This is a genomic window from Cereibacter ovatus, from assembly GCF_900207575.1.
GTDB lineage: Bacteria > Pseudomonadota > Alphaproteobacteria > Rhodobacterales > Rhodobacteraceae > Cereibacter_A > Cereibacter_A ovatus.
The window spans coordinates 1-21,068 of record NZ_OAOQ01000017.1; the positions used below are offsets into that span (position 1 = coordinate 1).

The window sequence follows — 21,068 nt, forward strand, 5'->3', positions numbered from 1 at the left end:
CGTCAGCGAGCCACGGCGCTTCAGCGCTTCGTTATAGGCCGGCCAGTTCCTGGTCTTGTAGCTCGGGGGGGTCGGTCTGCTCATGCGGCCCTGCTACCACGCCGGATAACACCAGATGAATCCCTCACGTGATTTGTGCAACAGAGCCACTCCGGATGTAAAAAACCCTCTACCGCGCTGGCGGTAAAGGGTTTCTTCGTTCAAAATTTCCGGTCCGGAAGTTAAACCGTCAGAACGGGATCTCGTCGTCAAGGTCGGGGCGGCGGGCGCTGCCGCCCATTCCGCCGCCCGACGGGGCGGAACCGCCGCGGGCCGGGGCGGGGTTGCCGCCGCCATAGCTGTCGTAATTGTCATAACCGCCGCGATCGTCATAGCCACCGCCGGCGCTGCTGCTGGCGCCTTCGGACCGGCCGCCCAGCATTGTCATCGTGCTGCGGAACGGGCGCAGCACCACTTCGGTGCTGTAGCGGTCCTGCCCCGACTGGTCCTGCCATTTCCGGGTTTCAAGCTGGCCCTCGATATAGACGGTCGAGCCTTTGCGCAGATACTGCTCGGCGACGCGGGCAAGGTTTTCATCGAAGATCGCGACAGAATGCCATTCCGTGCGCTCTTTCCGTTCGCCCGACTGCTTGTCTCGCCAGTTTTCCGAGGTGGCGATCCGCAGGTTCACCACCTTGCCGCCGTTCTGGAAGCTGCGCACCTCGGGGTCGCGGCCGAGGTTGCCGATGAGAATCACCTTGTTGACCGAGCCCGCCATGCTTCCTCCGAATCCTTCTGGCCCGGGCAGTCTCGCCCGGATTGGTTAAGAAAGTGCCTATACTGCCCCGGCCAAAGCCGCAACGCCCGAGGCACCGCAGCCAGCCCGTCAAAACGGTAGCAAACCGGGGGCGAATCCCTGTAGTGTCCCCGCCGGGACAGATGAAGGTTATCCTATGCGTCATTGGATCGGTGCTTTGGGCGCAGTGGCCGTCGGTTTCGGTCTGGCCGCTGTGCCGGAAATGGCCACGGCCGAGGGGCTGACTTTGTCACGCTCGACCATGAACCGGGCCGGGGTCTTCAAGTCGCAGGCGAAGCTGCTCGATGGCCGGCTGGCGAAACAGTATGAGGGCTCGGCCCGGCTGAAGCCGAAAACGCCGGAAAGCCTGCTGCCCCAGCCCACGGCGCGCTATTCGGGCCGCTACAAGGGCGAGTATCTTGAGGCGGCCAAGGCCGCCGCCCGCCGCCATGGCGTGCCCGAGGATCTGTTCCTGCGGCTGGTTCAGCAGGAATCGGGCTGGAACCCCGGCGCGGTCTCGGTCAAGGGCGCGACGGGGCTGGCGCAACTGATGCCGGGCACGGCGCAGCTTCTGCGGGTGGACATCAACGATCCGCTGCAGAATCTGGATGGCGGGGCGCGCTATCTGAAGATGATGTTTTCGAAGTTCGGCAACTGGCAACTGGCGCTGGCGGCCTATAACGCCGGCCCGCAGGCGGTTGAAAAGCACGCAGGCATCCCGCCCTATGCCGAGACGCAGAACTATGTGAAGGTCGTCTGGGGCGGGTGAGGGGGTCCGAAGCCCCCCTTGGGGGTGTGGGGCTGTCCTTTGGATCGAAAGCCGAACTGACGGTCGCGAACTCTGTCGCCGCCCGCCGATGATGGGCTTGCCTGGCGACAAGGGCCGCCTGTTGGGCATCAAGCCAAGCGTCCTCGGTCGTGCTGCCCGCATGGTGCTGATCGCCATGCCAGGTTGACGGCACCACGAACGTCTGGCGGGCACGGCCGAGCTTGTCGTGTCACCCATCTGGGGGCCTGATTGTGGGCGACGCGACGGGCCACCCCATGCCGTAGGGCCATCGTGACCGGAGCCGACCTTCGCCCCTTATTACCCCGCGGCCCTGGCTGAACCCGGGGCGTCGAACGAGGTGCTACGCCGCCCGATCACCCGCCTTGAACTGGCCCCGGCCGAGGGGCCGCAACGGAGTGTCCGGGCGTTGCCGGGCAATCCGGTTCCGCCCGGGGACCACCGCCCATCCGGTATCAGATCCCAGGAAGCCCGGTATCAGCCGCGGTGAACAACAACACGAAGGGCATTGCCCGTTCAGTCCAGCCGGCCATCCGCGGCGATGCGGGTCTTGCCGCCCAGATGGGGGTGCAGAACCGCCGGCAGATCGACCGAGCCATCCGCCTGCTGGCCGTTTTCCAGCACCGCGATCAGGCAGCGCCCCACGGCCAACCCCGACCCGTTCAGCGTATGGACGTGTTCCGGCTTGCCACCCGCCGCAGGGCGGAAGCGGGCGTTCATCCGCCGCGCCTGAAAATCGCCGCAGACCGAGACCGAGCTGATCTCGCGGTAGGTGTTCTGGCCGGGCAGCCACACTTCGATGTCATGGGTCTTTTGCGCACCAAAGCCCATGTCGCCCGTGCAAAGCACGATGGTCCGATAGGGCAGGCCCAGCTTTTCAAGGATGGCCTCGGCGCAGCGCGTCATGCGGTCATGTTCGGCCAGCGAGGTGTCGGGCGTGGTGATCGACACCATCTCGACCTTTTCGAACTGGTGCTGGCGCAACATCCCGGCGGTGTCCTTGCCCGCGCTGCCGGCTTCCGACCGGAAACACTGGCTATGTGCGGTCATGCGGATGGGAAGCGCCGCCTCGTCCAGAATCTCGGCCGCCACGGAGTTGGTCAGCGTGACTTCCGAGGTCGGGATCAGCCACCAGCCGTTGGTGGTCTGATAGCTGTCCTCGGCGAATTTCGGCAACTGCCCGGTGCCGAACATCGCCTCGTCCTTGACCAGAACCGGGGTCCAGCATTCGGTCAGGCCGTGTTCGTTTACATGCGTGTCCAGCATGAACTGCGCCAGCGCCCGGTGGACACGGACCACCGCGCCCGTCAGCATCACGAACCGGCTGCCCGAAAGTTTCGCGGCAGTGGCGAAATCCATCCCCGGCTTCACGGCCGGAATGTCGAAATGTTCGCGCGGGGCAAAGTCGAAGGCGCGCGGGTTGCCCCAGCGGCGGATTTCCACATTTGCGGTCTCGTCCGGGCCATCGGGCACATCGGCCAGCGGTGCGTTCGGGATCGCCACCAGCATGTCGCGCAGGCGGGCATCCTCGGCGGCGGCTTCCTCGTTCAGGCGGGCCACTTCGGCCTTCTTCTCGGCCACAAGGGCGCGCAGGCGTTCGAACTCGGCCTCGTCGCCGCGGGCCTTGGCGGCGCCCACCTCTTTCGAGGCGCGGTTCTGTTCGGCCTGTGCGGTCTCGGCGGCCAGGATCTTCGCCCGCCGAGCCTCGTCCAGCGCCAGGATCTCGGCCGACAGCGCCGGAAGCCCGCGCCGCGACAGCGCGGCGTCGAAACGGTCGGGGGTCTCGCGGATGGCGCGGATGTCGTGCATGGGATCACCTTGGCTTGAGGATCGCGCCCCTAATGCCCGATCCAACGGCCAAGGTGAACCGGAATGTGCAACGCCACCCGCTGCGTGGGGCTGCGTCACCCGCGCCTGCCCCTTGGATCGCGCCCGGGCGCGCATATATCGCCCGCCATGGCGCTTGCTTGCCATCGCGGCACCCCGCGGCTAGGGTGCGCCCGCCAAAGTCCGGGCCCAGCCCCGGGTGAACCCAAGAGGACGATTCATGTTCGTGACCCCCGCCTTCGCCCAGGCCGCCGACCCCGGTGCCCTCGGCGCCTTCACCAGTTTTGTGCCGCTGATCCTGATCTTCGTGATCATGTATTTCCTGCTGATCCGTCCGCAGCAGAAAAAGCTGAAGGAACACAAGGCCATGGTAGAAGCCCTGCGCCGCGGTGACCAGGTTCTGACCGGCGGTGGCATCGTCGGCAAGGTGGTCAAGGTGCATGACGACGGCATTGTCGAGGTCGAGATCGCCGAGGGCGTGAAGGTCCGCGTGATGAAGGCCACCATCGTGCAGGTCATGTCCAAGACCGAACCGGCTGCCGCCTGATCCGGGGGGCGGTCAAGATGCTGTATATCCCGCTGTGGAAGCGCGTGATGGTCCTGGGCGTCTGCGTCCTTGCGATCCTTTACGCTGCACCCAACCTGTTCTACGACCGCGTCGAAACCCACAATGACGCGGTCGCGGCCATTGAGGCGTCGGGTGGCGTGGCCACCCCCGAACAGCAGGCCGCGGCGGGATTGTGGCCGGACTGGCTGCCCTCGAACATCGTGAACCTTGGCCTTGACCTGCGCGGCGGCGCCCATCTGCTGGCCGAAGTCAAGGTCGAGGATGTTCATGCCGCGCGCATGGACATGCTGTGGCCAGAGCTGCGCGACGCGCTGCGCGTCCTGCGGGCCGAGGTCGGCAACATCCGCCGTCAGCCCGCCCCGCCCGGCGAATTGCGGGTGGCAATCTCGCGCGCCGAGGGCATGACCGTCGCGGTCGAGGCGGCGCGCAAGCTGGCGCAGCCGATCATCTCTTTGACCGGCATGGGCCAAAGCGACATCGAGGTGGCGGCGCAGGGCGATGTGCTGGTGGTGCGTCTGACCGATGCCGAACGCACGGCGATGGATGGCCGCACGATCCAGCAAAGTCTTGAAATCATTCGCCGCCGCGTCGACGAAGTCGGCACACGAGAGCCGACGATCCAGCGGCAGGGCGAAGATCGCATCCTGATTCAGGTGCCCGGCATCGGCTCGGCTGCCGAACTGAAATCGCTGATCGGCACCACGGCAAAACTGACCTTCCATCCTGTCATCAGCCGCACCTCTGATCCGGGCGCGGATGCCGGCGGGAACCTGCTGCTGCCCGCCGCCGACGAACGCGACATCTATTATGTGCTGGAACGGGTTCCGGTGGTCTCGGGCGACGAGCTGGTGGATGCCCAGCCCTCGTTCGACCAGAACAACCGCCCCGCCGTCAGCTTCCGCTTCGATCCCACGGGTGCGCGGGCCTTTGGCGACTACACGGCGGCCAATATCGGCAAGCCCTTCGCCATCGTTCTGGATAACGAGGTGATTTCCGCCCCGGTGATCCAGTCGCATATCGCGGGCGGTTCGGGCATCATCACCGGCAGCTTCTCGGTCGAGGAATCGACCGAACTGGCGGTGCTGCTGCGCGCGGGCGCCCTGCCGGCCGAGATGACCTTTCTGGAAGAACGCACGATCGGCCCGGAACTGGGGCAGGATTCGATTGACGCGGGTTCGCTTGCCGCGCTGGTCGGGATGGTGGCCGTGGTGCTGTTCATGGTCGCGAGTTACGGGCTGTTCGGCGTCTTTGCCTCGGTCGCGCTGGCGACGAACATTGCGCTGCTGTTTGCGGTGCTGTCGGTGATCGGTGCCACGCTGACCCTGCCGGGGATCGCCGGGATCGTCCTGACGCTGGGCATGGCGGTCGATGCCAACGTGCTGATCTTCGAACGCATCCGCGAGGAGTTGCGCCAGGCGAAATCGCCCGCCCGTGCGATCGAACTGGGGTTTGAAAAGGCGCTGTCGGCGATTGTCGATGCCAACGTGACCACCTTCCTTGTAGCCGTCATCATGTTCATGGTCGGCGCGGGCCCGGTGCGCGGCTTTGCCGTCACGCTGGGGATCGGCATCATCACCTCGGTCTTTTCGGCACTGTTTGTCACCCGCCTTGTCGTCGCGGCCTGGGTCAACCTGCGCCGACCCAAGACCATCACCGTCTGAGGAGGCCGCGATGCGCCTGAAACTTGCGCCGGAAAAGACCAATATCGACTTTTTCCGCTTCGCGCCCGTGACCTTCGGCCTGTCCGTCGTCTTTATGGTCCTGTCGGTTGTCTTCTGGCTGACTTTCGGGCTGAACTTCGGGATCGACTTCCGCGGTGGCACCACGATCCGCACCGACTCGGCGCAGCCCGTCGATGTCGGCGCCTATCGGCAGGCGATCGAGCCGCTGGGCCTTGGCGACGTGTCGATCACCGAAGTGTTCGACCCGGGCTTCGCCGCCGATCAGCATGTCTCGCAGATCCGCATCCAGGCTCAGGAAGACACCGAGGCCGTCACCCCCGAAATGGTTCAGGCGGTCGAGCGGGCCCTGAAAACGGTTGATCCGTCGATCACCTTCCCCTCGATCGAATCGGTCGGCCCCAAGGTCTCGGCCGAACTGGTCTGGGCTGCGGTTCTTGCCGTCGTCGCCGGATCGGCCGGGATCGCGGTCTATATCTGGCTGCGGTTCGAATGGCAGTATGCCATCGGATCGGTCGCGGCGCTGATCCATGACGTGCTGGTGACCATCGGTGTCTTTTCGCTGTTCCAGATCAAGTTCGATCTGACGACGGTGGCGGCGCTGCTGACGATCCTGGGCTATTCGATCAACGACACGGTGGTGGTGTTCGACCGCCTGCGCGAGAACCTTGTGAAATTCAAGACCATGCCCTTGCGCGACGTGATGAACCTGTCGGTGAACGAAACGCTCAGCCGGACGCTGATGACGACGACGACGACCCTGATCGCGCTGATCTCTCTTCTGGTGCTTGGCGGCGACGTGATCCGTGGCTTTGTGTTCGCGATCACCTTCGGCATCGTGATCGGCACCTATTCCTCGGTCTATATGGCCAAGAACATCGTGCTGTATCTGGGCGTGGACCGGGGGGGCCCGAAGAAGGACGGGCCCTCTGGCACCCGCTTCGCCGAGGTTGACGCCTGATCTGCCGGCCGGAACCTCCGGCCGCTTCCGAAGGGGCCCCCACCATGCGCCTGACCGAGATCACCTATGACACCGCGCCGCCGATCGAGGGCTATGGACCCGGCTTCTTCCGCATCGGCGGCCAGCGGCTAAAGGGCGCCTGTCTGATCTCGCCCTGGGGGCCCGGCCCCTGGGGTGGGCTTGACGATACGGCGACGCCGCTTGCGCTGGCGGGGCGGATCGATGTGCTGTTCGTGGGCATGGGGGCCGATGTGGCCCATGTTCCGGCGACCTTCCGTGCCGAACTGGAACAGGCGGGACTGGGGGTCGAGGTCATGGCCTCGGCTGCCGCCTGCCGCACCTACAATGTGCTGTTGTCGGAGGGGCGCCGGGTGGCGGTGGCACTGCTGCCGGTCTGACCCTTGCGGATGGGGTGCCTTTTGCTGCCGGGAAAGATGCGCTAGGGCAGGACGATGGATCTGACAGTCACCGACCTTGCCTGCGCCCGCGGCGGCGTCACCGTGCTTTCGCGCGTCAGCTTCCGGCTGGGCGCAGGCCGGGCGCTGATCCTGCGCGGCCCGAACGGCATCGGCAAGACCACGCTGCTGCGCACCGTCGCGGGCCTTCAGCCGCCTGTGGCGGGAATGGTGTCGATGTCGCCCGAGGCGGTGGCCTATGCCGCCCATGCCGATGGCCTGAAGGCCACGCTGACCGTGGCCGAGAACCTGTCGTTCTGGGCTGCGATCTACGGCACGACCGACACGGCAGCCGCGATGGCGCGGATGAACCTTGCGGCGCTGGCCGACCGGCAGGCGCAGAACCTGTCGGCCGGGCAAAAGCGGCGCCTTGGTCTGGCGCGGCTTCTGGTGACGGGCCGGCCGCTGTGGGTGCTGGACGAGCCGACGGTGTCGCTGGATGCGGCGTCGGTCGCGCTGTTCGGGGCGGCGGTGCGCGATCATCTGGCGGCCGGGGGCGCGGCGCTGATGGCAACCCATATCGACCTTGGTCTGGACGAGGCCGAGGTTCTGGACCTTTCGCCCTTCCGGGCCGAGGCGCCGGTGGCGCAGGCCGAGGACGATCCTTTCGCCGGGGTGACGGCATGATCGCGCTTTTGATCCGCGATCTGCGCCTTGCGTTGCGCGCCGGCGGCGGCTTCGGCCTTGGGCTGGCGTTTTTCCTGCTGGTTGCGGTGCTGGTCCCGCTGGGCGTCGGGCCGGAATCCGCGACGCTGGCGAAGATCGCCCCGGGCATCCTGTGGGTGGGGGCGCTGCTGGCCTGCCTGCTGTCGCTCGACCGGATCTTCGCGCTGGATTACGAGGACGGCTCGCTTGATCTGCTGGCGACGGCCCCGATCCCGCTGGAAGGCGTGGTGGCGGTGAAGGCCGCCGCGCACTGGATCGTGACCGGCCTGCCGCTGACGCTGATCTCGCCGCTGCTGGCGCTGCTTCTGAACCTGCCGCCTGCGGGCTACGGCTGGCTGCTGGCGTCGCTGGCGCTGGGAACGCCCGCGCTGTCGGTGATCGGAACCTTCGGTGCCGCGCTGACGGTGGGGTTGAAGCGTGGCGGACTGCTGCTCAGCCTGCTGGTCCTGCCGCTTTATGTGCCGACGCTGGTGTTCGGCGCCGAGGCCGTGCGCCGCGGCGCCGAGGGCATGTCGGTGGCGACCCCGCTTCTGTTGCTGGCGGGGATTACCGCCGGTGTGGCGGCCCTGCTTCCTTTCGCCTCAGCCGCTGCCGTTCGGATAAATCTACGCTGACCCAAGAGCCGGCTTGAATCCGGCGTTCCAAGAGCCTAGCTGACGAGCCATGTCGATCTGGGAATACGCCAATCCGAAGAAGTTCATGGAGACCTCGGCCATCGCCCTGCCGTGGGCGGCCGCGGCAACAGCGGCCTGCCTTGTCGCGGGCCTTGTCTGGGGCTTTTTCTTCACGCCCGACGATTACAAACAGGGCTCCACGGTCAAGATCATCTATCTGCATGTGCCTGCGGCCCTGATGGCGATCAACGCCTGGCTGATGATGCTGGCCGCCTCGCTGATCTGGCTGGTGCGCAGGCACCATGTCTCGGCGCTGGCTGCCAAGGCCGCAGGGCCGGTGGGCCTGACCTTCACCCTGATCGCGCTGGTGACCGGCGCGGTCTGGGGCCAGCCGATGTGGGGCACCTGGTGGGCGTGGGATCCAAGGCTGACCTCGTTCCTGATCCTTGCGCTGTTCTACCTGGGCTATATCGCGCTTTGGCAGGCGGTTGAAAATCCCGATACCGCAGCTGACCTGACGTCGGTTCTCTGCATCGTCGGCTCGGTCTTTGCGGTTCTCAGCCGGTATGCGGTGAACTTCTGGAATCAGGGCCTGCATCAGGGCGCCACCCTCAGCCTCGACAAGGAAGAGAACATCTCTGACGTGTTCTACTTCCCGCTCTTGCTGTGCATCGGGGGCTTCGTGCTGATGTTCCTGACCCTTGTCCTGCTGCGGACCCGGACAGAAATCCGCGTCCGCCGCGTGCAGGCCCTTCTGGCACGCGAAAGGATGGCCTGATGCTTCCCGATCTGGGCAAATATGCGCTGCCGGTTCTGACAGCCTATGGCGCCAGCCTCGGCTTGATCCTTGCGATCGTGCTGCTGACGCTGTGGCGCGGCACGCGCGTCCGCCGCCTGCTGCGCGACGTGGAGCAACGGCAGGGGCGCACCGATGTCTAAGCCCCTGATGCTGCTGCCCCCGGTGATCTTTGCCGGCCTTGCGCTGATGTTCTTCGTCGGCATGCAGCGCGAAAACCCCGACGAACTTCCCTCTGCGCTCGCCGGCAAGCCCGCCCCCGCCGTCCGCCTGACCCCGCTTGGCGACGCCCCCGCCTTCACCGACGCCACCCTGCGCGAGCCGGGCGTGAAACTGGTGAACTACTGGGCCAGCTGGTGCGCCCCCTGCCGGATCGAGGCGCCGACGCTGGAAAAACTCGCCTCCGAAGGCGTCACCATCCACGGCGTGAACTACAAGGACAAGCCTGGGAACGCACAGGCCTTCCTTGCGGAACTGGGCAACCCCTATGCCACGATGGGCGCCGACGAAAGCGGCCGGATGGCTTTGGACTGGGGCGTATACGGCGTTCCGGAAACCTATGTGATCGACGCCGAGGGCCGGATTGTCCTGCGTTTTGCAGGCCCCGTGACCGAGCAGACACTGGAAACCACGCTTCGCCCCGCGATGGCGCAAGCCGCCGCTGCGAACTGACGCGCCCGCGCCCCCGCTTTCATTCTGGCAAAAATATCCCCGCCGGAGGCTCCGACCTCTGCGGCCTGCGCTGCCATGTCCGGGGTTCCGCCCGCAGAAACACCAACGCCCCGGCCTTTCGACCGGGGCGCCAGGTGCCGTTCAAGGCCCGTCTCAGGCTTGGGCCAGATCGCGCAGCACATAGTGCAGCACGCCGCCATGTTCGACATATTCGATCTCGATTTCGGTATCGATCCGGCATTTCAACTGGATCGCCTTCACCGTGCCGTCGCCATAGGTGATGGTGCAGGGCACCAGCGACAACGGCTTCAGGTCGCCGTCGAGACCCTCGATCGTCACCACCTCGTCGCCCTTCAGGCCAAGGCTCTTGCGGGTCTGGCCTTCGGTGAACTCGAACGGGATCACCCCCATGCCCACCAGGTTCGAGCGGTGGATGCGCTCGAAGCTTTCCGCGATCACGGCCTTGACGCCCAGCAGCGCCGTGCCCTTGGCCGCCCAGTCGCGGCTGGAGCCCGCGCCGTATTCGATGCCCCCAAAGATCACCAGCGGCGTGCCCGCCGCCTGATAGGCCATCGAGGCGTCATAGATCGAGGTCTGCACTCCGTCCGGCCCAAGGGTATAGCCGCCTTCCACGCCGTCCAGCATCTCGTTCTTGATGCGGATGTTGGCGAAGGTGCCGCGCATCATCACCTCGTGGTTGCCACGGCGGGCCCCGTAAGAGTTGAACTCGCGCGGGGCGACGCCGCGGTCCACCAGATATTTCCCGGCCGGCGTGGTGTCCTTGAACGAACCCGCGGGCGAGATGTGGTCGGTGGTGATCATGTCGCCCAGAAGCGCCAGAACCCGCGCGCCGGTGATGTTGGTGATGACCCCCGGTTTCTTGGACATGTTCCGGAAATAGGGCGGGTTCTGGATATAGGTCGAGCTTGGCGGCCAGTCGTAGGTTTCGCTGTCGGTGGTCTCGACCGCCTGCCATTTGGCATCGCCCTTGAACACGTCGGCGTATTTCTTCAGGAATGCCTCGCGGGTCACGCAGCGGTCGACCAGTTCGGCGATCTCGGCGTTGGTCGGCCAGATGTCCTTCAGATAGACCGGGCCGTTGGTGCCCATGCCGATCGGTTCCGACGTCAGGTCGATGTTCATGTCGCCGGCCAGCGCATAGGCCACCACCAAGGGCGGCGAGGCGAGGTAGTTCGCCCGCACGTCCGGGCTGATCCGGCCTTCAAAGTTGCGGTTGCCCGACAGCACCGCCGTGGCCACCAGATCGCCCTCGGCGATCGCGGCCGAGATCTCGGGTTGCAGCGGGCCAGAGTTGCCGATGCAGGTGGTGCAGCCATAGCCCACAAGGTTGAAGCCGATGGCGTCCAGATCCTCTTGCAGGCCGGCGGCTTCCAGATATTCCGAAACGACCTGCGATCCGGGGGCAAGCGAGGTCTTGACCCAGGGCTTGCGGTTCAGACCCAGCGCGCGGGCCTTGCGTGCCACCAGACCGGCGCCGATCAGCACATAGGGGTTCGAGGTGTTGGTGCAGGACGTGATCGAGGCGATCACCACCTTGCCCGAGGACATGGTGTAATCCTCGCCCTTCACCGGCACTTCCTTGCCCTGCGGGCGCTTGAAGGTCGCCTCCATCTCTTTCGCGAACGAAGCCTTGGCCTCTGTCAGCGGCAGGTAGTCCTGCGGGCGTTTGGGGCCCGAGATGGCCGGCACGATCTCGGACATGTCCAGATGCAGCGTGTCGGTGTAGATCGGCGCGTAACCTTCGTCGCGCCACATGCCGTTGGCCTTGGCGTAGGCTTCGACCAGCGCGATGCGGGCTTCGTCGCGCCCCGTTTGCCGCAGATAGCGCAGCGTCTCGGCGTCGATCGGGAAGAAGCCGCAGGTTGCGCCGTATTCCGGCGCCATGTTGGCGATGGTGGCGCGGTCCGCCAGCGGCAGATGGTCCAGACCCTCGCCGTAGAATTCGACGAACTTGCCCACCACGCCCTTCTTGCGCAGCATCTGCACGACCTTCAGCACAAGGTCGGTCGCCGTGGTGCCCTCGACCATCTGGCCGGTCAGCTTGAAGCCCACGACTTCGGGGATCAGCATGGAAACCGGCTGGCCCAGCATCGCGGCCTCGGCCTCGATCCCGCCCACGCCCCAGCCAAGGACGGCAAGGCCGTTGACCATGGTGGTGTGCGAATCGGTGCCGACCAGCGTGTCGGGGTAGGCGACCTCAAGCCCGTCCTGATCGCGGTCGGTCCAGACGGTCTGGGCGAGGTATTCCAGGTTCACCTGATGGCAGATGCCGGTGCCCGGCGGCACCACGCGGAAGTTGTTGAACGCCTTCTGCCCCCATTTCAGGAAGGTGTAGCGTTCCATGTTCCGCTCATATTCGCGGTCCACGTTCATCTGGAAGGCGCGGGGGTTGCCGAATTCGTCGATCATCACCGAATGGTCGATGACAAGATCGACCGGGTTCAGCGGGTTGATCTTCTGCGCATCGCCGCCAAGGCCCAGGATGCCGTCGCGCATCGCGGCAAGGTCCACCACGGCCGGAACGCCGGTAAAGTCCTGCATCAGCACGCGGGCCGGGCGATAGGCGATTTCGCGCGGGTTCTTGCCGCCATTGGCGCCCCATTCGGAAAAGGCGCGGATGTCATCGACGCTGACCGTCTTGCCATCCTCGAACCGCAGCATGTTTTCCAGCACCACCTTCAGCGCGGCGGGCAGGCGCGAAAACTGCCCAAGGCCGGCCGCTTCGGCCGCCGGGATCGAGTAATAGGCATAGCTCGCCCCGCCGACGTTCAGGGTCTTGCGGGTGTTCTGGCTGTCGTGTCCGACGGTGACGGTCATACGATCCTCCTGGCGCCGTGGCGAGGGTTGGGCTTAAGCTTCAAGCGGTTCTGCCCCAGAGGGCAAGGTCGTGCAAGAGTGATGGCATTCATGTATGCCATTGTATGCCGAAAATCCAGAGGGTTCCTGCGGCTTTTTCACCGGTGCGGCTCGCAAAACCTTGATTGGCCCGTTCGTCGCAGGCAGGGCTAGAACCAAGGCTGGAGAACAGGGAGACCTCATGCAGATGCGATGGACGCTTGGCGCCGCCTTGGCGCTTTCTGTCGGGTTTGCCGCCGGCGCTTCCGCGCAATCGCAATCGCAGTCGCACGCTGGCGTGGTGGTCGAACTTTACACCTCGCAGGGGTGTTCGTCCTGTCCGCCGGCCGACGAATTGCTGGCGCTGCTGGCCGACGATCCGCGGGTGATCCCCTTGGCGCTGCATGTGGATTACTGGGACTATATCGGCTGGACCGACCGGTTTGCCGATGCCCGGTTCACCCAGCGGCAGAAGGCCTATGCCCGCGCGGCGGGTAGTCGGACCATCTACACGCCGCAGATGATCGTGGGCGGCATCGACCGGGTCGAGGGCAACAATCCCGAAGCGGTGGCCGCGCTGATCCTGCGCCATCTTGATGCCCCTGCCCGGGTTCGCCTGCATCTTCAGCGCGAGGGCGAGTTGCTGCGCATCCGCGCCGAGGCCGATCCGCCGCTGGACGGATCGGTGCGGGTGCAGCTTGTGCGCTATCTGCCGGCGCAGACGGTCGAGATCGAGACCGGCGAGAATGCCGGCCGCACCGTCACATACCGCAACATCGTCACCTCATGGGAGGTTCTGGGCGATTGGGGCGGGCAGGCGCCGCTGGCAATCGACGCCCCCACGCCGGGACCAGAGCCGCTGGCCGTGGTGCTTCAGCACGAAGGCCCGGGTGCGATCCTTGCAGCGGCGGCGCTGCGCTGACGGAAAGGGGCGGGCAGGGCGGCCCCCCATCCCCCGACATGACCGAAGGGCGGGCCGTCACCGGCCCGCCCTTCGGTCATGTCCCGTCTGTCACCTGCGACGCGAACGGATCATGCCCACGATGTCATAGACCTGATCCAGAATCGGCCGTGCGATGGCGTCGGCGCGGTCGGACCCGTCGGCAAGGATGCGGTCGATCTCGGCCCGGTCCTGCATCAGGCGGTTCATCTCGGTCGTGATCGGCGACAGCACCGAGACCGCCAGTTCCGCCAGCTTCGGCTTGAAGCTGCCGAACTGGGCGCCGGCGTATTCGGTCACCACCGCCTCGGCCGAGGTGCCGGCAAGGGCTGCATAGATGTTGACCAGATTGCGCGCCTCGGGGCGCTCTTTCAGGCCGTCCAGCGTGTCGGGCAGCGGTTCGGGGTCGGTCTTGGCCTTGCGGATCTTCTGCGCTATGGCGTCGGCATCGTCGGTCAGGTTGATCCGGCTTTGATCCGAGGGGTCGGATTTCGACATCTTCTTCGTGCCGTCGCGCAGGGACATCACGCGGGTCGCGGCCCCTTCGATCACCGGCTCGGTCACGGGGAAGAAATTCACGCCATAGTCGTTGTTGAACTTCTGCGCGATATCGCGGGTCAGTTCGATATGCTGCTTCTGATCCTCGCCCACCGGGACATGGGTGGCCTTGTAGGCCAGAATGTCGGCGGCCATCAGCGCCGGATAGGCAAACAGCCCCAGCGAGGCGTTTTCCGAATTCTTGCCCGCCTTGTCCTTCCACTGCGTCATGCGGCCCATCCAGCCCATCCGCGCCACGCAGTTGAAGATCCAGCCCAGTTCGACATGCGCCGTCACCTGGCTTTGGTTGAACAGGATCGAGCGGGCGGGATCGACGCCGGCGGCCATGAAGGCTGCGGCGGCCTCGTAGGTCTGCTGGCGCAGCTTGGCGGGGTCTTGCCAGACGGTGATCGCGTGCATGTCCACGAGGCAGTAGATCGTCTCGACCCCGTCCTTCTGCATCTCGACAAACCGCTTCAGCGCGCCGAGATAGTTGCCCAGCGTCAGCCCGCCCGAGGGCTGGATGCCGGAGAAGATCCGCGTGGGGAAGACCTGAGGCGTTTGGACCGGCTCGGTCATGGTTGGCTCCGTCTGGTAAATGATACGCTTTGGCCTTATCCCCGAGGGCGGGGAGCGTCAATGTGACGGCCCGCGCGACACGAGGCCCCTATGCGTCACGATTATTCTGCGCCACCGATCAACCCGCTGCCCGGCGTGGTCTGGCTTCTGGCGTTGCCGATCATCGCGATGGAGGCGGTTCTGGGCCTTGGCCAGACCGGCCTTGTCGGCGGTGCCGCGGCCGAGGGCTGGCGGCTGGATGCATGGCAGCGGTTCGCGTTCTCGCCCGATCTGATGCGCGCCATGATCGAGACCGGCACCTATCCGTGGCAGGCCATGGTGCGGCTGGTCAGCTATCCCATTGTCCATGCCAGTTTCCTGCATGCGCTGATGGCGGTGGTGATCCTGCTGGCGCTGGGCAAGATGGTGGCCGAGGTGTTCCGGCCATGGGCGGTGCTGGCGGTGTTCTTTGGCTCGGCGCTGGCGGGGGCGCTGGCCTATACCGCGCTGCCCTTCGTGCGGGCGCCGCTGATCGGGGCCTATCCTGCGGTTTATGGCATGATCGGCGCCTTTACCTTCCTTCTGTGGGTGAAGCTGGCGGCGACGGGCGGCAACCAGTATCGCGCCTTCAGCCTGATCGGGCTTCTGCTGGCGATCCAGCTTCTGTTCGGCCTGTTCTTTCAGGGTGGGTATGACTGGGTGGCCGATCTGGCGGGGTTCGCCACCGGCTTTCTGCTGTCGTTCGCTGTCAGCCCGGGGGGCTGGGCGCGGGTGATGGCAAAGCTGCGCCGGCGCTAGATCCGACGCGCAGGGCGGGGCCGCTAGCCCCGCCGCCGCAGCGACCGCAGGTCCGACAGCCGGAACGCGCCGATGACCGCACCCACGCCAAAGTAGGTCACGATCCCCGCCGCCACCAGCGCCGCCAGCGCCGGATAGCGCCAGCCGTGCTGGATCAGGAACGGCCCCAGCGCCTGACCGGCCGCCCACAGCACGCCCCCCATCACGCCCGCGGCCAGCAGGATACGCGGCAGCCGGGCGCGGAAACGGTCGTCCAGCCGCGAGGCATCGCCCATGCCGCGGGTGCCGGCCCAAAGCTGCCAGACCATCACCCAGCCCGCGACCGAGGTCGCCAGCGCCGCTGCCATGAAGCCCATCACCGGCATCAGACCCACGGCAAAGCCCACATTCACCACCATCGAGACGACGGCGTAATGGAACGGGCGCCGCGTATCCTCGCGCGCGTAGTAAAGCGGCTGAAGCACCTTGTGCAGCACGAAGGCGGGCAGGCCCACGCCATAGGCCGCCAGAGCCAGCGCGGTGTTGGTCGCATCCAGATCGCCAAAGGCGCCGCGCTGAAACAGCACCTGCGTCAAGGGCAGCGCGATCACCACCAGCGCGACAGCGGCCGGAATGGTCAGCATCAGCGCAAACTCCGCCCCGCGGTTGAACGAGGCGCGGCTGCCAGAGTCGTCCCCCGCGCGCAGGCGGCGCGACAGGTCTGGCAGCAGCACGGTGCCGATGGCGATGCCGACGACGCCCAGCGGCAACTGATACAGCCGGTCGGCATAGGACAGCCACGCCACCGCGCCTTCGGTGAAGCTGGCGACCTGACGGCCCACCAGCAGGTTCACCTGCACCACCCCCCCCGCCAGCACCGCGGGCGCGGCGATCACCGCCAGCCGTTTCAGATCCGGCGTCAGCCGCGGCAGATGCGGCCACAGCGTAAAGCCCGCCCGGCTGGCTGCGATCCATGTGAACAGAAACTGCGCCAGCCCCGTCACCGGCACCGTCCATGCCAGCGTATATCCCATGTCCCAGCCCAGCCTGTCGGCCAGCAGCATGGCGGCGATGAACATCAGGTTCATCAGCACGGGCACGAAACTGGCTTCGGTAAAGCGGCCAAAGGCGTTCAACACCCCCGACAGCAGCGCGACAAGCGAGATGAACAGGATGTAGGAAAAGGCGATCTGGCCGAAATCCACCGCCAGATCAAAGCGCGCGTCGCCCACAAACCCAGAGGCCATCGCCAGCACCAGCCAAGGCATCGCCAGCGTGCCCAGCAGCGTGAAGGCCACCAGCACCCCGGCAAGGCCGGAAAAGGCATCGCGGGCAAAGCCTTGGGCATCCTCGCCGCCTTCCAGCTTCTTGGCGAACATCGGCACGAAGGCCATGTTGAAGGCGCCTTCGGCAAAGAAGCGGCGGAACATGTTGGGCAGTGAAAAGGCGATCAGGAACGCCTCGGCCACCGGGCCGGCGCCCAGATAGGCCGCCATCATCATGTCGCGGGCAAACCCCGCGCCGCGGCTGACAAGCGTCCAGCCGCCAACGGTCAGAAACCCACGGGCCAGCGAGATCGGCTTCACTTCAGCGCCCGTTCCACACCGTCCAGGATCGCCTGACGCAGCTTCTTTTCCAGCGTCTCCTGCCGGGTCTTCTGGTAAAGTTTCAGCCCGAACATGTCCTTGACATAGAAGGTATCGACCACCTGCGCCCCGAAGGTCGCGATCACCGCCGAGGCGATGTAGATGTTGTTGGCCGCCAGTGTCCGGGTCAGATCGTAAAGCAGGCCGGGGCGGTCGCGGGTATCGACCTCGATGATGGTGTAGATGTCGGACCCGTCGTTGTCGAAGGCGACGTGCGTCGGAAACCGGAACTGGCTTTCGCGCTTTCTGACCTTGTCGCGGCCTGCCAGTGCATCGCGGGCCACCACCTCGCCTTTCAGGGTCTTGTCGATCATCGTCGACAGCCGGGGCAGGCGGGCGATCTCGTAGGGGCTGCCCTCGGCGTCCTGCACCCAGAACACCGCCGTGGCATAGCCGTCCTTGGTGGTATAGGTCCGCGCGTCGACGACGTTGGCCCCCACCAGCGCCAGCGCGCCGGAGAGCCGCGAGAAGATGCCCGGATGGTCGGCCAGTGCGAAACAGGCCCGCGTCGCGTCGCGGTCGGGATCGGGGTCCAGATCGATGCGGATCTCGTCGGCGCCAAGGCCCTTCAGCATCCGGGCGAAAACCGAATGGGTCGCGGTCGGCAGCGCCTGCCAGTAGGGCGCGTAATGGCGGGCAAGCTCGGTCCGCAGATCCTTCTGGTCCCAGTCTTCCAGCGCCTCGCGCAGGGCGCGTTTGGCCTCGTCCTCGCGGTTTTCGCGGTTCAGCGTTTCCAGCCCCGCGTCCAGCGCCGTTACCGTTTCGCGGTAAAGCTTGCGGATCAGCTGCGCCTTCCAGTTGTTCCACGTCCCCGGACCCACGCCGCGGATGTCGCAGACCGTCAGCACCGTCAACAGGTCCAGCCGCTTTTTCGACTTCACCAGCTTGGCAAAGTCGCGCACCGTGCGCGGGTCGCCAATGTCGCGCTTTTGCGCCATGTCGGACATCAGCAGGTGATAGCGCACCAGCCATTCGACGGTTTCCGCCTCGTCCGCGTTCAGCCCCAGACGGGGCGCCACACGCCGGGCGATCTGGGCGCCAAGGATGGCGTGATCCTCGGGGCGGCCCTTGCCGATGTCATGCAGAAGCAGCGCCACATACAGCACCCGCCGGTTCACGCCGCCTTCGGTCAGGATGCGGCGCGACAGCGGCAGTTCCTCGTCCAACTCGCCGCGTTCGATCTGCGCCAGCGTCGAGATGCACTGGATCGTATGCTCGTCCACGGTGAAGTGGTGATAGACGTTGAACTGCATCATCGCGACGATGCGTTCGAATTCGGGGATGAAGGCGCCCAGAACGCCCAACTCGTTCATCCGGCGCAACGCACGTTCCGGGTTGCCGTGCTTCAGCATCAGGTCAAGGAAGATGCGGTTGGCCTCGCGGTCGTGCTGCATGTCTTCGTCGAACAGATGCAGGTTCGCGGCGATGATCCGCATTGCGGCCGGATGGATCAGCAGGCCGGTGCGCAGGGCTTCTTCAAAGATCCGCAGAAGGTTCAGCTTGTCGGCCAGAAACGCCCTTGGGTCGGCAATGTCGATCCGCCCGTTCAGCAGCCGGTAGCCGGGCTTCAGCCGCTTCTTGCGCCGGAAGATGCCCAGCAGCGAGGGTTCGCTTTTCGCGTGCCGCGCTTCAAGCTGGGCAAGGAAGACGCGGGTCAGTTCGCCCACGCGGGTGGCGTGGCGGAAATAGTCCTGCATGAAGATTTCGACCGCGCGGCGGCCGCGGGCATCTTGATAGCCCATGCGCGCCGCCACCTCGACCTGCATGTCGAAGGTCAGCGCGTCGGTCGCCCGGCCGGTCAGGTAATGCAGATGGCAGCGCGCGGCCCACAGGAAGCCCTCGGCGCGCTCAAAGGTCTCGAATTCCTCGCGCGTCAGCAGCCCCGCCGCCACCAGCCCCGCCGGCGAGGCGACGCGGTTCAGGTATTTGCCGATCCAGTAAAGCGTTTGCAGGTCGCGCAGGCCGCCCTTGCCCTCTTTCACGTTGGGCTCCAGCACATACCGCTGGCCGCCCTGCCGCCTGTGGCGCTGGGCGCGTTCTTCCAGCTTGGCCTCGATGAACTGGGCGCCGGTGGCGCTGAACAGCTCGTCCCACAGCCTTTCCCCCAGATCCTCGGCCAAGGGGGCGTAGCCGGCAAGGAAGCGGTGTTCCAGCAGGGCGGTGCGGATGGTGATGTCCTCGCGCGCCATGCGGATGCAATCGCGCACGGTGCGGCTGGCATGGCCCACCTTCAGCCGCAGATCCCAGAGCATGTAAAGCATGCTCTCGATCACCATTTCGGCCCATGGCGTGATTTTCCACGGCGTCAGGAACAGCAGGTCGACATCGGACTGGGGGGCCATTTCAGCCCGGCCATAGCCGCCCACCGCCAGAACGGCGATACGTTCGGATTCGGTGGGGTTGGGCAGCGGGTGCAGCCGGTCGCAGGCCACCCGCAGCGCGGTGGTCACCAGCCCGTCTGTCAGCACCGCCAGCGCCCGGATCAGGCTGCGGGCTTCGCGCGGCCGGGCCTCGAAGGCTTCGGACAGGGCGCGGTTGCCGGTGGCCTTGGCCTCGGTCATGTGCCGGACCGCGATGGCGCGCGCGGCGCGCGGGTCACCGGGCGAGGTTGCGTCGATTTCGGCCAGAATGGCGCTGGTCAGCGCCTCGGGGTCGATGATGCGGGGACGGGGCAGGATCAGCCCCTGCGAAAGGGGATCCTGCCCGGCGCCGGCTTCAGGAGCCGGCACCACCGAAGCTTCGCGGCGCGGGGTCAATCACTACCACCTGATTGTTGCGGATCTGCGCGACGGCCAATCCGCGTTCGTTGCCGCCGTCGCTCAGCAGTCGGAATATGCCGTTCACGCCGACGAATCCAGAGCCTTGGGTCAGCGCCCGCGGCCCCAGATCGTCGCCCCGCTTGACCAGCGCCCCCACCGCGGCGATGCCGTCATAGGCCAGCCCCGAGATCGGATGCGGCGCCTCGCCATAGGCCGCGCGATAGCGGCTTTCATACTGGCCATAGACGCCCGGATCGGGCAGCGCGAACCAGCCGCCCTGAACGCCCGGCAGCGACAGCGTGGCCGACGGAATGTCCCAGCGCGTCAGGCCGATGAAGCGAGCGGTGTCTTCGGGCAGGCCGTTTTCGCGCAGAAGTTGGGTGACCAGCGGCAGCGCGCCGGCGGTGTCGGCGGTCAGGAACAGCGCCTGCGCGTTGCTGGCCCTTGCGCGGTCGACGATGCCGGGGGTGGCCGAGACGATGCCGTTTTGCGAGAATTCGTAATCCGCGGTCGCGACCAGTGTGCCGCCGGCGCGGGCGACCCCGCGTTCGATCGCGGCGCGGCCGGTCTGGCCGGCGGCGGTGCGGTCATGCACGACCATGATCCGCCCGGCGCCCTGCCGGACGGCATGGCGCGACAGCCGGTCGGCGGTGTTCTGGAAGGTGGGCCCCAGCACGAAGACATTGCCGCCGGCAATGTCGGTGTTGTTCGAGAAGCTGAGAACGCTGACCCCGCGCGGGGCGACGGCCACGCCCGCGGCATTGGCCTCTTGCGCGAAAACCGGGCCGAGGATGATCTTTGCGCCATCGTCCACTGCCTGCGTGGCCATGGCGGCGGCTTGTGCAGGCTGACCGGCGGTGTTGTAGATCCGCAGGTCGATCCTGACATTGCCAAGGTCGGCCACCGCCAGCCGCGCGGCGTTCTGAAGGCTGCGGGCCAGAACCTCGTCGCTGGCCTGTCCCGACCCCGACGGCACCAGAAGCGCCACCGGAACCGGCTGCGCGCGGTCGACGGCGGGTCCGCCGCCGGTCATGGCCACAGGCTCGCAGGCGGCGACGGCGAGAGCTGCCATCGCCAGAGCGGCGCGGCCCAGCGACTTGCGGGCGCGGCTGAGAACGGACAACATGCTTCTCCTCATCCCGTTGGGTGTTCAGGCGACAATAGCGCCGCCACCCGGGATGGCAACTTGCGAAGG

At 66.2% G+C, this 21,068-nt stretch carries 19 protein-coding genes; 12 read left to right on the top strand and 7 right to left on the bottom strand.

Going from position 1 to position 21,068, the window contains the following annotated elements; translation table 11 throughout:
- Positions 1–229: 229 nt before the first annotated feature.
- Positions 230–757, bottom strand: coding sequence for a single-stranded DNA-binding protein (ssb, locus tag CRO07_RS14535; protein ID WP_097031398.1), 528 nt, complete (start codon positions 755–757; stop codon positions 230–232).
- A gap of 175 nt (positions 758–932) precedes the next feature.
- On the opposite strand from ssb, the gene CRO07_RS14540 reads away from it, so the two are divergent.
- A complete protein-coding gene (locus CRO07_RS14540; RefSeq protein WP_097031399.1) occupies positions 933–1,544 on the top strand; it encodes a lytic transglycosylase domain-containing protein in 612 nt (203 codons plus the stop codon).
- 534 nt (positions 1,545–2,078) lie between these two features.
- Here the strand turns inward: CRO07_RS14540 and serS are convergent.
- Positions 2,079–3,371 carry a serine--tRNA ligase gene (serS, locus tag CRO07_RS14545; RefSeq protein WP_097031400.1) on the bottom strand — a complete coding sequence of 431 codons (1,293 nt, stop codon included), beginning with the start codon at positions 3,369–3,371 and terminating at the stop codon, positions 2,079–2,081.
- 238 nt (positions 3,372–3,609) lie between these two features.
- On the opposite strand from serS, the gene yajC reads away from it, so the two are divergent.
- The 9 genes from yajC to CRO07_RS14590 are packed head-to-tail and all read left to right on the top strand — an operon-like array spanning position 3,610 to position 9,800.
- Positions 3,610–3,936 carry a preprotein translocase subunit YajC gene (yajC, locus tag CRO07_RS14550; RefSeq protein WP_097031401.1) on the top strand — a complete coding sequence of 109 codons (327 nt, stop codon included), beginning with the start codon at positions 3,610–3,612 and terminating at the stop codon, positions 3,934–3,936.
- 17 nt (positions 3,937–3,953) lie between these two features.
- The gene (gene secD / locus CRO07_RS14555) at positions 3,954–5,618 is read left to right on the top strand and encodes a protein translocase subunit SecD (RefSeq protein WP_097031402.1); all 1,665 of its coding nucleotides are present in this window, start codon (positions 3,954–3,956) and stop codon (positions 5,616–5,618) included.
- A 10-nt stretch (positions 5,619–5,628) separates the two neighbouring features.
- On the top strand, positions 5,629–6,597 hold the full coding sequence (gene secF, locus CRO07_RS14560; RefSeq protein WP_097031403.1) for a protein translocase subunit SecF: 969 nt from the start codon (positions 5,629–5,631) through the stop codon (positions 6,595–6,597).
- A 44-nt stretch (positions 6,598–6,641) separates the two neighbouring features.
- Positions 6,642–6,995 (top strand): Mth938-like domain-containing protein, encoded by a 354-nt coding sequence (locus CRO07_RS14565; protein WP_097031404.1) that lies wholly within the window; start codon positions 6,642–6,644, stop codon positions 6,993–6,995.
- 54 nt (positions 6,996–7,049) lie between these two features.
- Entirely contained in the window at positions 7,050–7,679 is a 630-nt protein-coding gene (ccmA, locus tag CRO07_RS14570; RefSeq protein ID WP_097031405.1) for a heme ABC exporter ATP-binding protein CcmA, read from the top strand.
- Complete coding sequence (ccmB, locus tag CRO07_RS14575) at positions 7,676–8,332, top strand: heme exporter protein CcmB (RefSeq protein ID WP_097031406.1); 657 nt, start codon at positions 7,676–7,678, stop codon at positions 8,330–8,332. Before ccmA ends, ccmB begins: the two co-directional genes overlap by 4 nt.
- A gap of 49 nt (positions 8,333–8,381) precedes the next feature.
- Positions 8,382–9,110: a heme ABC transporter permease gene (locus CRO07_RS14580; protein ID WP_097031407.1), complete on the top strand. Its 729-nt coding sequence runs from the start codon at positions 8,382–8,384 to the stop codon at positions 9,108–9,110.
- Positions 9,110–9,271: a heme exporter protein CcmD gene (gene ccmD / locus CRO07_RS14585; protein ID WP_097031408.1), complete on the top strand. Its 162-nt coding sequence runs from the start codon at positions 9,110–9,112 to the stop codon at positions 9,269–9,271. The genes CRO07_RS14580 and ccmD overlap by 1 nt, the downstream gene beginning before the upstream one ends.
- Entirely contained in the window at positions 9,264–9,800 is a 537-nt protein-coding gene (locus tag CRO07_RS14590) for a DsbE family thiol:disulfide interchange protein (RefSeq protein WP_097031409.1), read from the top strand. The genes ccmD and CRO07_RS14590 overlap by 8 nt, the downstream gene beginning before the upstream one ends.
- Positions 9,801–9,953: 153 nt before the next feature.
- Here CRO07_RS14590 and acnA read toward each other — a convergent pair whose 3' ends face one another.
- On the bottom strand, positions 9,954–12,638 hold the full coding sequence (gene acnA / locus CRO07_RS14595; RefSeq protein ID WP_097031410.1) for an aconitate hydratase AcnA: 2,685 nt from the start codon (positions 12,636–12,638) through the stop codon (positions 9,954–9,956).
- Positions 12,639–12,858: 220 nt separating this feature from the next.
- On the opposite strand from acnA, the gene CRO07_RS14600 reads away from it, so the two are divergent.
- Positions 12,859–13,578, top strand: coding sequence for a DUF1223 domain-containing protein (locus CRO07_RS14600; protein WP_097031411.1), 720 nt, complete (start codon positions 12,859–12,861; stop codon positions 13,576–13,578).
- A 90-nt stretch (positions 13,579–13,668) separates the two neighbouring features.
- On the opposite strand, the gene trpS is transcribed toward CRO07_RS14600, so the two are convergent.
- Positions 13,669–14,712 (bottom strand): tryptophan--tRNA ligase, encoded by a 1,044-nt coding sequence (gene trpS, locus CRO07_RS14605; protein WP_097031412.1) that lies wholly within the window; start codon positions 14,710–14,712, stop codon positions 13,669–13,671.
- Between the two features lie 90 nt (positions 14,713–14,802).
- Between trpS and CRO07_RS14610 the strand changes: the two genes are divergently transcribed.
- Positions 14,803–15,489, top strand: coding sequence for a rhomboid family intramembrane serine protease (locus CRO07_RS14610; protein ID WP_097031413.1), 687 nt, complete (start codon positions 14,803–14,805; stop codon positions 15,487–15,489).
- Positions 15,490–15,512: 23 nt separating this feature from the next.
- Here the strand turns inward: CRO07_RS14610 and murJ are convergent, their stop codons facing one another.
- Genes murJ through CRO07_RS14625 form a run of 3 tightly spaced genes read right to left on the bottom strand, consistent with a single transcriptional unit; the run spans position 15,513 to position 20,999 of the window.
- Complete coding sequence (murJ, locus tag CRO07_RS14615; protein ID WP_097031414.1) at positions 15,513–17,054, bottom strand: murein biosynthesis integral membrane protein MurJ; 1,542 nt, start codon at positions 17,052–17,054, stop codon at positions 15,513–15,515.
- A complete protein-coding gene (locus CRO07_RS14620) occupies positions 17,051–19,846 on the bottom strand; it encodes a [protein-PII] uridylyltransferase (RefSeq protein ID WP_097031467.1) in 2,796 nt (931 codons plus the stop codon). Before CRO07_RS14620 ends, murJ begins: the two co-directional genes overlap by 4 nt.
- On the bottom strand, positions 19,830–20,999 hold the full coding sequence (locus tag CRO07_RS14625; RefSeq protein ID WP_097031415.1) for a penicillin-binding protein activator: 1,170 nt from the start codon (positions 20,997–20,999) through the stop codon (positions 19,830–19,832). Before CRO07_RS14625 ends, CRO07_RS14620 begins: the two co-directional genes overlap by 17 nt.
- Positions 21,000–21,068: the final 69 nt, after the last annotated feature.